Below are 13,952 nucleotides of genomic sequence, written 5' to 3' on the forward strand. Positions count from 1 at the left end.
CCAGCCCTAAGTCGGCCTCTGTTACCATGCTGTGCTGTCGCGCAAACCTTGTGCGGCAGACATGATAGACAGATACTGACAGACGGGGTGACATGAGCTCGAGCTTCCTGCAGCGCGGCGTGGCCGCATACGTGATCGTCGGCGGCATGGCCTTCGTGGCCGCCGCGCCGGCCTGGTCCCAGCTGGCGCCCGGTGCGCAGCCGAGCGCGGCCCGGCCGAACGCGGCCTTGCCGAAAGGTGTGGTGCAGGGCCCCTCGGTCGAGGGCATCACCGAATACCGGTTGCCGAACGGCCTGAAGGTGCTGCTGTTCCCGGACGCCTCGCGCCCGACCGTCACCGTCAACGTCACCTACCTGGTCGGCTCGCGCCACGAGAACTACGGCGAAACCGGCATGGCCCACCTGCTGGAACACCTGATGTTCAAGGGCGCGGCCGGGCACCGCGACATCGTCCAGCAGTTCTCGAACCGCGGCATGCAGTTCAACGGCACCACCTCGCTGGACCGCACCAATTACTATGAGGTCTTCCAGGCCTCGCTCGAAAACCTCCAGTGGGCGCTGGAGATGGAAGCCGACCGCATGACCCATTCCTTCATCGCCAGGAAGGACCTCGACTCCGAGATGACGGTCGTGCGCAACGAATACGAGAACGGCGAGAACTCGCCCGGCTCGGTGCTGATGAAGCGCATGCAGAGCGTCGCCTACGACTGGCATGCCTATGGCCGCGCAACCATCGGCAACAAGAGCGACATCGAAAACGTCAGGATCTCGAACCTGCAGAATTTCTACCGCACCTATTACCAGCCGGATAACGCCGTGCTGCTGGTGGCCGGCAAGTTCGACCCGAACCAGACCCTGCGTTCGATCAGCAAGCTGTTCGGCGCGATTCCGAAGCCCAAGCGCAGCTTGCCGGAATTCTGGACCGTCGAGCCGACCCAGGACGGCGACCGCAGCTTCACCGTGCGGCGCCAGGGCGACGTCCAGATCGTCGCGGTGGCCTACCACGTGCCGTCCGGCCTGCACGACGACAGCGACGTGCTGAGCTTCTCTTCGACCATCCTCGGCGACGTGCCGACCGGCCGCCTGCACAAGCTGCTGGTCGAGACCGGCAAGGCCAGCCAGGTGTTTTCCTTCGCCCAGACCGGCTATGCGCCGGGCCTGCAGTACTTCGGCGCCGTCGTCAAGAAGGGCGAGCCGATCGAGCCCGTGCGCGCTGCGCTCACGGAAGCGGTCGAGGACTTCGGCAAGCATCCGCCCACCCCCGAGGAGATGCAGCGCACCAGGCTGTCCTACCTGAACAGCATCGAGCGCAGCCTGAACGATCCGCAGCAGGTCGGCGTCGCCTTGTCCGATACGATCGCCCTGGGCGACTGGCGCCTGTTCTTCGTCGGCCGCGACAAGATCGAGAAGATCACCGCCCAGCAGGTTGCTGAAGTCTCTGCCCGCTATTTCAAGCGCGACAACCGCATCACCGGCACCTTCCTGCCGGACGACCAAGCGCAGCGCGCCGTGATCCCGCCGGCGCCGGGCGTGGAAAGCCTGCTGAAGGATTTCAAGCCGCAAGCCTCGACCCTGAGCGCCGAGGACTTCGAGCCGAGCCAGGCCAACATCATGAAGCGCACCACGCTCACCAACGCGGGCGGCGTCAGGCTGGCCCTGCTGCCGAAGAAGAACCGCGGCCAGACCGTCACGGTCGACCTGCGCCAGCACTTCGGCGACGAGCAGAACCTGTTCGGCAAGGGGGCGGTGCCGGGCCTGACGGCGGCGATGCTGACCCGCGGCACGACGAAATACGACCGCGTGCAGCTGGCCGACGCTTTTGAAAAGCTGAAGGTGGCCGGCGGCCTGACCCATTTCCAGACCACCCGCGAGAACCTGCCGGAAGCCCTGAAGCTGGTGGCCCACGTGCTGAAGGAGCCGAGCTTCCCGGCGGCCGAGTTCGAGCAGCTGCGCCAGCAGTCGCTGGTGGCCCTGGAGGCCAGCCGCGCCGAGCCGCCGAACATGGCCTCGCGCGCCCTGAACGAGCATTTCGACATCTATCCGAAGGGCGACGTCCGCCACGAAACCACGCTCGACGAGGACATCGCCGACATCAAGGATGCGACCCTGGACCAGCTGAAGGCCTTCCACCGCGACTACTACGGCAGCAATCCGGCCGAGCTGGCCATCGTCGGCGACTTCGACGCCAAGGCCATCGTGCCCCTGGTCGATCAGCTGTTCGGGCAGTGGAAGGCGCCCATGCATGTGGCGCCCGTGCTGCGCAAGAATGGGGACATCAAGCCCATACATGAGACGTTGAACACGCCCGACAAGGAGAACGGGTTCTACGCCGCGCGTATGAACCTCGACCTGAACGTCGACGATCCCGACTACCCGGCGCTGATGCTGGCCGATTACATCTTCGGCGGCGGCGGCGGGCTGAAATCGCGCCTGCTGGACCGTATCCGCCAGAAGGAAGGCCTGTCCTATGGCGGCGGCACCCAGCTGTCGGCGGGCGAGTGGGACCGCGCCGGCATGTTCGGCATCAGCGCCATCGCCGCGCCGCAGAACCTGGCCAAGGTCGACGTCGCCGTGCGCGAGGAACTGGCGCGCGCACTCAAGGATGGCTTCACTGCCGCGGAACTCGCCGGGGCCAAATCCGGTCTCATGCAACAGAGGGTCCAGAACCGTGCCGACGACGCCACCTTGGCGGCCGGCTGGACGTCCTACCTGTACCGCGGCAAGACCTATGAATGGTCGGCCGATTTCGAAAAACGCATGATGGCCGTCACCTTGCCACAGCTGAACGCGGCCTTCCGCAAGGCTATCGATCCGGCGAAATTGTCGGTCGTCATGGCCGGCGACCAGGCCAAGGCGAAGCCGGCGAAGTAGTCCGCGCCCAAGGGGGCGCATGAATGCAACACTCAGCCCTTCGAAATTTAAAGAAACGGTTGAGATACTTGGTCAATGCCCGGTGCGGGCGCTATGATGTTGCCTGCTGGCAGTGTTTCTGGTAGGCAGCAAACATTGCGCCAAGATATTGTGAAGGATGCATCATGAAGGGCATGACCAAACCACCGCCGAGCGGGATCTCTTACGCCGGCAAGGTGGTGCTGGTGACCGGGGCCTCCAGTGGCCTGGGACGCGCGATGGCGCTCGCATTCGGGCGCGCTGGCGCCTGCGTGGTCGTCGCGGACACCTCCATCGACGGCGGCCACATGACCGCCGCCTTGATCGTCGAAGCGGGCGGTAAGGCTTTATTTGTTAAAACGAATGTAACGGTCGCGCAGGAGGTCGAAGCGCTGATCGAAAAGGCGGTCTCGCACTACGGCCGCATCGACGTCGCCGTCAACGGCGCCGGCATCGAGGAGGAATCCCTGCCGCTGGCCGAGGGCGACGACGAGCAGTTCGAGCGCATCATGAACGTCAACGTCAAGGGCGTCTGGCTGTGCATGAAGAGCCAGCTGCGCCAGATGCTGAACCAGGAAGGCGGCGGCGTGATCTGCAACGTGGCCGACGCCGGCGGCCTGGTGGCGGCGCCGAACCGCGCCATCTACGCGGCCTCGAAGCATGCCGTGGTCGGCCTGACCAAGACCGCGGCCGTGGAATATGCCAAGTCCGGCATCCGCGTAAACAGCCTGTGCCCGGGCGCCGTGAAGACCCCGATGCTGGCCCGCATGCTCGAGCGCGAGCCGGGCCGCGACAAGAAGCTGAAGGCGGCCCACCCGATGGGGCGCATCGCCGAGCCGGCGGAAATCGCCAGCGCGGCCTTGTGGCTGTGTTCGGAGCAGGCGTCGTTCGTTACCGGCCACCAATTGGCCATCGATGGCGGTTTGACCGCCATGTAATGTGCAACGGTGAACGTGGGGTGATTATGTCGCGCTGAGTTCGGCGACGAAATCGTACATATCGCCGCGGAAATACGACCGGCAAAACTCCACCGCCTGCCCATCCGGCAAAAAGCCCAGCCGCTCCACGCACAGTCCGGCATCGCCTTCCTTCGACTGCAGCAGCTTGGCCTGCTCGGCATTCAGCAGCAGCGCCGACAGTCTCTGCAGCGCCCGCACCGGGCGCTTGCCGGCCGCTTCCAGCGCCTCGTACATCGAGGTATCGACCGCATCCAGCGAGGGCAGGGCGGAGGCGGCGATGGTCGCGTATTCCAGGCACATCGGCATGTCGTCGGCGTAGCGGATGCGGTTGAAGCGGTACACCGCGGCGCCCGGCGAGAGCCGCAGGCGCAGCGCCTCTTCCGGCGTGACCGTCCCTTCCGAACGCTTGAGCCAGACGCTGCGCGGCGTGCGTCCGCGCGAGCGCATGTCTTCGGAGAAGGAGGTCAGCTTGGCGAAATTCTTCTCGATGCGGGTATTGATGAAATTGCCCGACCCCGGGCGGCGCACCAATAAACCTTCCTCGACCAGGCCGTCGATGGCCTTGCGCACCGTGATGCGCGAGATGTCCAGCTCGGAGGCCAGCTGGCGCTCCGCCGGCAAGGCCTCGGCCGGGCCGTAGAGGCCGCGGTCGATCGCTTCGCGCAGGGCGCGCTGCAACTGCTGGTAGAGCGGCAGGTTGCTGGTGGCGGAGAGGTGGTGCATCAACTGCGCGAGAGAGGACATGCGGCGAAAGGTCTGTGTGAATCCGCCGATAATACCAAAAAAAGACCGCTTGCCGAGAAGGCTATTTCGGGCGCGGATTCCGCAAGCCGCGATCGGGCTCCATCCGCTTGCCCGAGCGGATGTCGCGCACCGCCGCACCCACCGCGCGCGCGACGTTGCCTACCTCTTCCTGGAAGGCGGTGTCGCGGTCGAGGGTCTCGTGGCTCCCGGCATACGATTCGTAATAGCCGACGAAGCGGTCGAGCAGGGCGGTGGGGCTGGCCGAGACCAGCCCCATCCAGTCCAGCCAGTCGGACAGGGAGCGGCGCGTGCCCTCGATGCCGGCGACGTCGCCATGCACCACCACGCCGTAGGCGCGGCCGGCCAGGTGCTTCGGATAGTCCCAGGTCTTTTCGAGTTCCTTGGCTTCTTCGGCTTCCTTGCCGTGGGTCGAGCTGGGGTCGGGATTGCCGCCGTCGGCGCAGACCAGGCGGTCGATCATCAGCTTCAGCACCGAGGGCGACTGGTACCAGTAGACCGGGGTCAGGATGATGATGCCGTGGGCCGACACCCACTTCTCGTAGATCTCGTTCATCCAGTCGTTGTTCTGGTGCAGCGAGTGGTTCGGGTAGCAGCTGCAGGGCCAGTGGCACAGCGGCATCGCGGTCGACACGCAGGCTTTACAGGGATGGATGTGGCGGTCGAAATCGGAAATGATGCGGGACAGGTCGAGCAGGTCGGTCTCGAAGCCTTCGGCCAGCAGGACTTCCTCGCACATCTTGGTCAGGCGCCAGGTCTTGGAGATCTCGCCGGGGCAGCTGCCGTCGTTGCGCGCCGCGCCATTGATCAGCAGGATGCGGCTGAGCGTGTTCGGATCCTTCTGCTTCGCCTCGGCGGCCAGCAGGCGGTCGTGGGCGTCCTTCCACTCGACCGAGAGATCGTAGTCCGGGTCGGCAAAGCCCGGTCCCGCCTTCACCGTCACCGGCGCCTTGTGCGAACCGGTATAGGCCTGCCAGGCGATTTCCTCGACGGCCGCCAGTTCGTGCCCGACGTTTTCGTAGAGGGGATCGAAGAAGTTGCGCGAAAAGCGCAGGCGGAATTCGTCGCGGTCGAGCTTGGCGGGCGCCTGGCCCTTGCGTACGGTGATCATGAACGGTCCCCGGGATGGTGTCCACCGGATTATGGACCGCGGTCATGGCCGGGCCGGTACGCCAGCTAACGCTGGAACGAAAAAGGCGGTGCGGCCCCGGGGACCGCACCGCCTTCCGGCATTGCGCGCATGCGCGCCGCAGCGCCGTATTACTTGTTGCTGCTGCCGCCCGGGTTCGGGTGGTTCGCCAGCACGATGAAGTACTTGGCGGTGTCGGACAGGCCGCCGCCCGCTTTCACGGACTGGAAGGTTGCAATCGCCTTGTCCTTCTGGCCGGCGCGCATCTGGGCCATGCCCAGGCGCAGCTTGGCTTCGTCAGGCGACTTCAGGCCGCCCTTGGCGATACCCTGCTCGATGAAGCCGATGCCCTTGTCGAACTGGTCCATGGTCACGTAAGCCCAGCCCAGGTTGACCAGGCCGGCGCCGGTCTTCGACTTGGCGGCCGAGGCTTCGCCCGAGGCGATGTTCTTGGCATCGTTGGCGGCTTCCTTGGTGGCGCGGTCGCGCAGCTGGCGGTGCTGGTTGGCGGCGCTGCCGGTGCCCAGGGCGCCGGCGGCATAGCCTGCGTCCACGACCTTCTTGGCTTCGGTCGGGAAACCGTCCTTCAGCGCCAGTTCGGCCAGTTCGTTGTACATTTCCGGCGTCATGACCTTGACGGCCGCGAATTCGAGGCGCAGGACGTCGGTGATGTTGGCTTCCTGGAAGCCCGGCTTGCGCACGATGCCGCGGCTGATCACGTCCATCCAGTAATCGTCGTTCGGATAGTAGGTGATCAGTTGCTCGAGGCCGAACAGGTAGGCGTTGTCGTCCTTGACGCGGTTGGCGGCCGAGGCGTACAGGCGCAGGTCTTCGTTCGACGGTGCCTTGCCGGTCTTGGCGGCGGCTTCCAGCTGCGGACGCAGCAGCTTCATCGCGCCGGCGAAGTCGTTGCTCAGGTAGTAGGAGCGGATCAGCGGCGCGGTGGCGGCGTCCGAATTCGGGTTCTCTTCCTGGAAGCGCTTGAACCACTCGATCGCCTTCGGATAGTTCTTGGCGTTGTAGTACATGCCGGCCAGGGCCTGGGTGAACTGGGGCTTGTCGGTTGCCGGCAGCTTGCCCGAGGCGAGGATGGCTTCCAGGGCGGCGATCGAAGCCTGGTCGTTGTTGGTGGCGGTTGCCAGCGACAGCTTGAGGCGGTTCAGCACATAGGTTTCATACGGGGTCTTGTCCGGGAAGGCGTCGGCCTGGGCAATGCGGTTCTGGACTTCGGTGTAGTTCTTCGCGTCCATCAGCGGCTTGATCTGGGCCGAGTCGAGCAGCTTGAACAGATCCGGGCGGACGGTGTCCGGCTTCGGCTGTGCGGCGGCTGCCTGATCGTTCTTGTCTTGCGCGAAGGCGCTGTGCGTGAGTGCCGGTGCAGCGTTCAGGCCGATAGCGGCCAGCATCAGGGCAAGGCGGGCAAAACGGAATTGGGACATGAATAATCCTTCTCTTTTGGTAACTCGGACAAAGCGTGCATTGTCCCACAAACTGCTACATGGGGCCGGACAATTGTGCCGCAGGCCGGCCGGCGGCGAACGCGTCGTTACAATGGGTTACGCCAAATGCATAAAGGAAATTAAAAACCGGGAACCGGGCAAACGCCTTCCGCCTCGATCTCGCCGGCCAGCCAGGCATTCACGGCTTCCAGTGCCGGCGGCGCGAAGCCGTAGGTCATCAGGGCCGGGGCGCCGAAGTCCAGCGCCTGGTAGGGATTCCACAGCGCGAGGTGGAGGTCGGGTGTCCAGCTGGCGCGTGCGTGCGGGCCGTAGCGGCGGCGCGAGGTCGAGGCCAGTACCGTGAAGCGGCCGTCCTGCGGCAGCGCGCTCCAGTCGAAGGCTTCCGGATCGGCAAAGGTCACCAGCTCGACCTCGTACAGCTTGCCGAGCGAGGCCGCGATGTTCGCCGCCGGCACGCCGGCTTCCGACACGCCGTCGCTGACCACGTCCTGGCGCGCGACCAGGCGGATCTTGCCGCCCGCGGCCGGACGGGATGGCGTCCCGCGTGCGGTGAGGGCACGGCGCCAGGCGCGCGCCATCAGGGCGCGGTCCGCCGCGTCCAGGGTGTAGGGGACGCTGCCGGCCGGATGCGCCTGCGCCAGCTTGTCCAGGCGGTCGAGGCGCGCCTGCACCTCCGCCAGGGGCAGGGTGCCGTCGGCGATCGCGGCGGCGATCGCGTCCAGGGTCTCCTGCTGGGTCTCGCGGCTGCCGATCGCCATCACCATGTCGGCGCCGGCCGCCAGCGCATTCACGGCGGCCTGGCCGGCGCTGTAGCGGTGCGCGATCGCGTGCATGTCCATGCCGTCGGTGATGATCACGCCCTGGTAGCCCATCTTCTCGCGCAGCAGGTCCGTGAGGATGGCGCGCGACATGGTGGCCGGGTTGTGCGGATCCAGCGCCGGGTAGACGATGTGGGCGGTCATGACGGCCGGCGCGTGCGGGGCGGCGGCGCGGAAGGGCGCGAACTCGAAACGCTCGAGCTCCGCCAGCGCCTTGTCGACTTGCGGCAGGTCGCGGTGCGAGTCGACGTGGGTGTCGCCGTGGCCGGGGAAGTGCTTGACGCAGCAGGCCACGCCTTCCGATTCGCTGCCGTCCATCCAGGCCATCGCCAGCTCGGCCGCGCGTTCCGGATCGGCGCCGAAGGAGCGCTCGGCGATGACCGGATTCAGCGGGTTGTTGTTCAGGTCCAGCACCGGCGCGAAGTTCCAGTTGAAGCCCATGGACTTCACGGCGCGGGCGACGGCGGCGCCGACTTCCTTCGCCAGCATCGTGTCGTCGGCCGCGCCCAGCGCCATCGCCGACGGCGGCGGCGGCACCCACAGCGAGCGCACCACGGCGCCGCCTTCCTGGTCGAGGGCGATCAGGGCGTTCGCGCCCATCGCTTCACGCAGGCCGGTATTGAAAAGGGTGAGCTGCACGGCGTCGGTCATGTTCTGGCGGAACAGGCAGGCGCCGCGGATGGCGTTCTCGCGGATGAAGGCGGCGGTGTCCGCATCCAGTTCCGTGCCGAACAGCCGGATCATGATCAGCCGGCCGGCGAGTTTGCGATAATCGTTCATGATGCGCTTAATTGGTCCTGGTGACTTTGCTGAGGTGGCGCGGCTGGTCCGGGTTCAGGCCGCGCGCCTTCGCCAGGTGCGCCGCCATCACGTAGAAGGCCTGGATCGCCACGATCGGGTCGAGGTCCGGGGTCGATGCCACCGGCAGGTCGAGGTCGCGGCCGGGCACGTCCTGCGGCGCCGCCAGCAGCACGCGCGCGCCGCGTCCGCGCATCTCTTCGGCCAGCGCCACCAGGCCGGCTTGCGCCGGGCCGCGGGTCGCGAAGATCAGCAGCGGATAGCCTTCCTCGATCAGCGCCATCGGACCGTGCTTGATCTCGGCGCCGGAGAAGGCTTCCGCCTGCAGGGCCGAGGTCTCCTTGAATTTCAGGGCCGACTCCAGCGCCACCGGGAAGCTGATGCCGCGGCCGACCACCATGATGTTGCGGGCCGGGGCCAGGATCTCGATCGCCTTCGACCAGTCGGTCCCGGTGGCGCGCTGCAGGGCATCGGGCAGGGCGCGCAGGCCGTCCTTCAATGCATCGTCACCCTGCCACTCGGCCACCAGGCGGGCGCCGGCGGTGAGGCTGGTGATGAAGCTCTTGGTGGCGGCCACGCTCTTCTCCTTGCCGGCGTGCAGCGGCATCGCCCATTCGGCGGCCTTGGCCAGCGGCGACTCGATGTCGTTGACCAGCGCGACCGTGGTGGCGCCGCCGTCGCGGAAGTAGCGGATCGGCTCGACCACGTCCGGGCTCTGGCCCGACTGCGAGATCGACACCGCCAGCGTGCCCTGGGTCTGCAGCGGCGATTTGTACAGGGTCACCAGCGACATCGGCAGCGAGGTCACCAGGCGGCCCAGGCGCGCCATGGTCAGGTAGGCGAAGTAGCTGGAGGCGTGGTCCGAACTGCCGCGCGCCACCGTCACCACGTTGTTGAAGCTGGCGGCGCGTAGCTGGCGCCCGAGTTCCGCATAGCGATCGACGTCGTTCGACAGTTGCAGGGCGACGCAATCGGCGGCGGACCTGGCTTCTTCCAGCATCAGCGAGGTGGGTTCAGAGCTCACACAATTCTCCTTCGATACAGACGGCTTTGATATTCAGGTTACGGTCGAGGACGACCAGGTCGGCAAAGCAGCCGGGGGCCAGGCGTCCGCGGCGGGTTTCGCCGAGGTAGTCGGCGGCATTCGTGGATACGCGGCGCGAGGCGTCTTCGATCGACAGGCCGATCGAGACCAGGTTGCGCAGCGCCTGGTCCATGGTCAGGGTGCTGCCGGCCAGGGTACCGTCGGCCAGGCGCACGCCGCCCATGCATTTATGGACCACCTGCCGTCCCAGCATGTACTGGCCGTCCGGCATGCCGGCGGCGGCGGTCGAATCGGTCACGCAGAACAGTTTCGGGATCGCGCGCAGCGCCACCTTGATCGCGCCCGGATGCACGTGCAGCAGGTCGGGGATGATCTCGGCGTACTGCGCATGCGCCAGCGCGGCGCCGGCCATGCCGGGTTCGCGGTGGTGCAGGCCGGGCATGGCGTTGAACAGGTGGGTAAAGCCGGCCGCGCCGTTCTCCAGCGCCTTGACGCCGTCTTCATACGAACCGGTGGTATGGCCGATCTGCACGCGGATGCCGGCGTCCGCCATCTGCCTGACGAGCGCCAGGTGGTCGTCGACCTCGGGCGCCACGGTAATCAGGCGCATCGGCGCCTGGGCGTTGAAGCGGTTCACTTCGATCATCGAGGCTTCGCGCGCGAACGGCGGCTGGGCGCCCAGCTTGCCCGAATTGATGTAGGGACCTTCGAGGTGGACGCCGAGGATGCGGGCTTCGTCCTTGCCGCGCTCCTTGCAGGCGCCGCCGATGGCGGCGAGGGCGCGCTCGATGTCTTCCACCGGCGCGGTCATGGTGGTGGCCAGCAGGCTGGTGGTGCCGTGCTTCGCGTGCAGGCGGGCGATCACGTGCGGGGCGTCGCCGCCTTCCATCATGTCGCGGCCGGCGCCGCCGTGGACGTGCAGGTCGATGAAGCCGGGCAGGATGTAGTCGTCGCCGTTGGACGCCGGATCGGCGGCCTGGCCGTCGATGGCGGCGATGGTATTGGGTTCGCCGTCGGCCAGGCGGATTTCACCGCGGATCCAGCCGCCGGGAGTGAGGATATTGCCTTTCATTGGCTGTGGTTCCTTGCAAGTTGAAGCTGAATCATGCGCAGCGCGCCGGCCGCGGAATCGCCCTGCGGCGGCGTGGTGCGCGCCAGCAGGCCGGAGGGGAGGAAGTCGCGCAGGGCCGCACCGAGGCCGCCGCACAGGGCCAGCGGCAGCCCGCCCTCGGGGTCGAGGGCCCGGGCGATGCGGGCGACTTCGGCGCCGGCGTCGAGCAGGATGGCGCGCGCCACGAGGTCGTCCGCATGGCGCAGCACCAGCGGCGCCAGGCTGGCGTAGGCGGTCTGGGTGGCCTTGCCGAGCCAGACCTGGATCGCATCCCGATTGCCGCCGCAAGCCGCGATGATGCTGTCGGCGAAGGCGCTGCGCTGGCGGCGGCCGTCCAGCACCTGCTCGACGTGGCCGATGGCGCGCAGGCCGATCCAGCCGCCGCTGGCTTCGTCGCCGGCGGGGAAGCCCCAGCCGCCGACTTCGCGCCGGGTGCCGTCCGCGAACAGCACTTCGCCGACGCTGCCGGTGCCGATCGCGACGATGGCGCCGGGCGCGCCGCCGTGGGCGCCTATCAGGGTGGTGAAGGCGTCGGTCTCGAGGCGGATGGCGGCGTAGCCGGGATGGGCGGCCACGAATTCGGCCGCCCACTGCCTGTTGTGCACGCCCGCCAGGCCGAGGCCGATGGCAACCCGGCCGGGCGGCGGCTGTTCGATGCCGGCGGCCGCGAAGGCGGCGCCGGCGGCCTGCTGGACGGCGTCCCAGGCGCGCTGGATGCCGAGGCCCAGCCCGGAGGGGCCGCCGGCGCCCTGGGCCAATCCGCTGCCGTCTGCAAGCGCGAGGCGTACACGCGTGCCGGTGCCGCCGCCGTCGACGCCGAGAAGATAATCGATCATGGTGAGTTCGTGCCGGGAAGGTCAGGGCACTATAGGAGCAGCCGATGGGCCTGTCAACAGGTATTTAAGTGGTATGCAAAAACATGATACCAGTTTCAGCCAAGCTGCTGATCCTTGAGGTGGCGACTGGTATGGTCGGTGGTATTGTCCTGGTGTCCCGCGCGCAGCCAGCCGAACAGGATCGCCATCATGAAGGGACCGACGAACAGGCCGATCACGCCCAGGGTCGAGACGCCGCCGAGCAGGCCGAACAGCACAGCCAGGAAGGGAAGGTTGACGCGGTGGCCGATCAGCTTGGGACGGATGAACTTGTCGACCATGAAGAGCTCGACGGCGCCCCAGCTGAACAGGCCCAGCGCCGCCCCCGAGTGACCCTGGCCCAGCAGCAGCAGGGAGACCATGGTGAAGGACAGCGGCGCGCCGCCCGGCACCAGGGCCAGGTAGCCGGTGATCACGCCCAGCAGGGCGGGCGCGGGCGCCCCGGCCAGGAAGTAGGCGATGCCGAGCACCACCCCTTCGAGGATGGCGACCGAGCACAGGCCCAGCGCGGTGCCGCGCACCGACAGCGGGAACAGCCAGCGCAGGTTGGCGTAGTGGGCCGGCAGCAGGCGCTCGCCGGCGCGGTCGGTGTAGCGCACCACGGCCGGGCCGTGCACGTACAGCATGAACAGGGTGAGCAGGGCCAGGAACAGGTAGAGGGCGTTGGCCAGGATGATCGAGCCCCAGGTGCGCGCTGCGCCGGTCAGGTGCGGCATGATGTCGCCGACCGTGCTGCGGATCAGGGTGCCGATGCCGCCAGGCAGGGCCAGGTGCTCGTTCCACCACTTGACCGCCGGCTCGGCCACCATCGGCAGCTGGGCCAGCCAGGCCGGCACCGGCACGCCGGCTTCGTTGAGGTGGGCCAGCAGGCGCTGCACCCCGGCCAGTTCGCTGCTCAGGGTATTGAAGAGGACAAAGGACGGGCCGGCGAACGCGGCCACCAGCAGCGCCACGAGGAAGGTGGCGCTGAGCGGACGCGGCCAGCCGCGCCGCAGCAGGCGTTCGTGCAGAGGCCAGGTGATCACCGCCAGCAAGCCCGCCCAGGCGAGCGAACCCACGAAGTGCCGCAGCACGAACGCGAGCCCGATCGCGAACAACAGGGGGAGCGCGGATTGCGCCAGGGGTGAATGCCGCATGTGGTGCCTGGTCTCTTTCGAATGCCCGTCTTATGCGCGCTGCAGGGCAGCGATGCGCTCTTCGCAGGACGGATGGGTGCTGAACAAGGACAGCATACCACCGCCGGCAATGCCCGATGCAGCCATGTTCTTCGGCAGGTCGCCCTGTTCGATGCCGCCCAGGCGGCGCAGGGCCGCGATCATCGGACGCGGGGTACCGATGATCCGGGCCGAGCCGCGGTCGGCGCGGAATTCGCGCTGGCGCGAGAACCAGGCCACGATGATGCTGGCAAGCAGGCCGAACAGCAGGTCGCAGACGAACGAGGTGACGTAGAAGGCAATGCCGGGACCGCTGGACTCCTCGTCGCGGCGGATGAAGCTGTCGACGAAGTAGGCGACCACGCGCGCCAGGAACACCACGAAGGTATTCACCACGCCCTGGATCAGGGTCAGGGTGACCATGTCGCCGTTGGCGATGTGGGCCACCTCGTGCGCCAGCACGCCTTCGATCTCTTCGTGGGTCATCGACTGCAGCAGGCCGGTCGAGACCGCCACCAGCGACGAATTCCTGGTCGCGCCGGTGGCGAAGGCATTCGGCGCGCCTTCATAGACGGCCACTTCCGGCATCGCGATGCCGGCGCGCTGGGCCTGGGAAGCGACCGTGTTCATCAGCCACACTTCGGTGGCATTCGACGGTTGCTGGATCACGCGTGCGCCCGTGCTCCACTTGGCGATCGGCTTGGACAGCCACAGCGAGATGAAGGCGCCGCCGAAGCCCATCAGCGCGGCGAAGCCGAGTAGGGTGCCCAGGTTGAGGCCGTTGGCGCTCATGTAGCGGTTGACGCCGAGCAGGCTGGCCGAGATGCCCAGCACGAGCATGATGGCCAGGTTCGTCGCAAGGAAAAGGAAGATGCGTTTCATGATTGCTTACCCCATGGAGGTTATATTTCCAAGGTGTAAGGATAAAACAATGTATTGATCGTAAAAAGCGC

11 protein-coding genes are annotated in these 13,952 nt (G+C 67.0%); 2 read left to right on the forward strand and 9 right to left on the reverse strand.

What is annotated here, in order from left to right; all coding sequences use genetic code 11:
* Nucleotides 1-92: 92 nt before the first annotated feature.
* Nucleotides 93-2,870, forward strand: coding sequence for a M16 family metallopeptidase (locus AC1DOQ_RS06720; RefSeq protein ID WP_477361464.1), 2,778 nt, complete (start codon nucleotides 93-95; stop codon nucleotides 2,868-2,870).
* 164 nt (nucleotides 2,871-3,034) lie between these two features.
* On the forward strand, nucleotides 3,035-3,826 hold the full coding sequence (locus AC1DOQ_RS06725; protein ID WP_477361466.1) for an SDR family oxidoreductase: 792 nt from the start codon (nucleotides 3,035-3,037) through the stop codon (nucleotides 3,824-3,826).
* Nucleotides 3,827-3,850: 24 nt separating this feature from the next.
* Here the strand turns inward: AC1DOQ_RS06725 and AC1DOQ_RS06730 are convergent, their stop codons facing one another.
* The 9 genes from AC1DOQ_RS06730 to htpX form a co-directional block, all read right to left on the reverse strand.
* Entirely contained in the window at nucleotides 3,851-4,591 is a 741-nt protein-coding gene (locus tag AC1DOQ_RS06730) for a GntR family transcriptional regulator (RefSeq protein ID WP_442124600.1), read from the reverse strand.
* A gap of 61 nt (nucleotides 4,592-4,652) precedes the next feature.
* Nucleotides 4,653-5,720, reverse strand: coding sequence for a flavodoxin family protein (locus AC1DOQ_RS06735; protein ID WP_477361468.1), 1,068 nt, complete (start codon nucleotides 5,718-5,720; stop codon nucleotides 4,653-4,655).
* A gap of 149 nt (nucleotides 5,721-5,869) precedes the next feature.
* Nucleotides 5,870-7,177 (reverse strand): tetratricopeptide repeat protein, encoded by a 1,308-nt coding sequence (locus tag AC1DOQ_RS06740; RefSeq protein ID WP_477361470.1) that lies wholly within the window; start codon nucleotides 7,175-7,177, stop codon nucleotides 5,870-5,872.
* Between the two features lie 140 nt (nucleotides 7,178-7,317).
* On the reverse strand, nucleotides 7,318-8,796 hold the full coding sequence (nagZ, locus tag AC1DOQ_RS06745) for a beta-N-acetylhexosaminidase (protein ID WP_477361472.1): 1,479 nt from the start codon (nucleotides 8,794-8,796) through the stop codon (nucleotides 7,318-7,320).
* 7 nt (nucleotides 8,797-8,803) lie between these two features.
* Nucleotides 8,804-9,814, reverse strand: a complete 1,011-nt coding sequence (locus tag AC1DOQ_RS06750) for an SIS domain-containing protein (protein WP_477361526.1) — start codon at nucleotides 9,812-9,814, stop codon at nucleotides 8,804-8,806.
* A 13-nt stretch (nucleotides 9,815-9,827) separates the two neighbouring features.
* Entirely contained in the window at nucleotides 9,828-10,931 is a 1,104-nt protein-coding gene (gene nagA, locus AC1DOQ_RS06755; protein WP_477361474.1) for an N-acetylglucosamine-6-phosphate deacetylase, read from the reverse strand.
* On the reverse strand, nucleotides 10,928-11,806 hold the full coding sequence (locus AC1DOQ_RS06760) for a glucosamine kinase nucleotide-binding domain-containing protein (RefSeq protein ID WP_477361476.1): 879 nt from the start codon (nucleotides 11,804-11,806) through the stop codon (nucleotides 10,928-10,930). Before AC1DOQ_RS06760 ends, nagA begins: the two co-directional genes overlap by 4 nt.
* A gap of 95 nt (nucleotides 11,807-11,901) precedes the next feature.
* Nucleotides 11,902-12,981, reverse strand: a complete 1,080-nt coding sequence (locus AC1DOQ_RS06765) for an AI-2E family transporter (RefSeq protein ID WP_477361478.1) — start codon at nucleotides 12,979-12,981, stop codon at nucleotides 11,902-11,904.
* Between the two features lie 30 nt (nucleotides 12,982-13,011).
* On the reverse strand, nucleotides 13,012-13,881 hold the full coding sequence (htpX, locus tag AC1DOQ_RS06770) for a protease HtpX (RefSeq protein ID WP_477361480.1): 870 nt from the start codon (nucleotides 13,879-13,881) through the stop codon (nucleotides 13,012-13,014).
* Nucleotides 13,882-13,952: the final 71 nt, after the last annotated feature.

The organism is Massilia sp. 01N417 (assembly GCF_056399645.1).

What these genes read in the sequence shown, in the direction of transcription:
- AC1DOQ_RS06720 (WP_477361464.1), top strand. Translation starts at nt 93, where the DNA reads ATGAGCTCGAGCTTCCTGCAGCGCGGCGTGGCCGCATACGTGATCGTC.
- AC1DOQ_RS06725 (WP_477361466.1), top strand. Translation starts at nt 3,035, where the DNA reads ATGAAGGGCATGACCAAACCACCGCCGAGCGGGATCTCTTACGCCGGC.
- AC1DOQ_RS06730 (WP_442124600.1), bottom strand. Translation starts at nt 4,591, where the DNA reads ATGTCCTCTCTCGCGCAGTTGATGCACCACCTCTCCGCCACCAGCAAC.
- AC1DOQ_RS06735 (WP_477361468.1), bottom strand. Translation starts at nt 5,720, where the DNA reads ATGATCACCGTACGCAAGGGCCAGGCGCCCGCCAAGCTCGACCGCGAC.
- AC1DOQ_RS06740 (WP_477361470.1), bottom strand. Translation starts at nt 7,177, where the DNA reads ATGTCCCAATTCCGTTTTGCCCGCCTTGCCCTGATGCTGGCCGCTATC.
- nagZ (WP_477361472.1), bottom strand. Translation starts at nt 8,796, where the DNA reads ATGAACGATTATCGCAAACTCGCCGGCCGGCTGATCATGATCCGGCTG.
- AC1DOQ_RS06750 (WP_477361526.1), bottom strand. Translation starts at nt 9,814, where the DNA reads ATGCTGGAAGAAGCCAGGTCCGCCGCCGATTGCGTCGCCCTGCAACTG.
- nagA (WP_477361474.1), bottom strand. Translation starts at nt 10,931, where the DNA reads ATGAAAGGCAATATCCTCACTCCCGGCGGCTGGATCCGCGGTGAAATC.
- AC1DOQ_RS06760 (WP_477361476.1), bottom strand. Translation starts at nt 11,806, where the DNA reads ATGATCGATTATCTTCTCGGCGTCGACGGCGGCGGCACCGGCACGCGT.
- AC1DOQ_RS06765 (WP_477361478.1), bottom strand. Translation starts at nt 12,981, where the DNA reads ATGCGGCATTCACCCCTGGCGCAATCCGCGCTCCCCCTGTTGTTCGCG.
- htpX (WP_477361480.1), bottom strand. Translation starts at nt 13,881, where the DNA reads ATGAAACGCATCTTCCTTTTCCTTGCGACGAACCTGGCCATCATGCTC.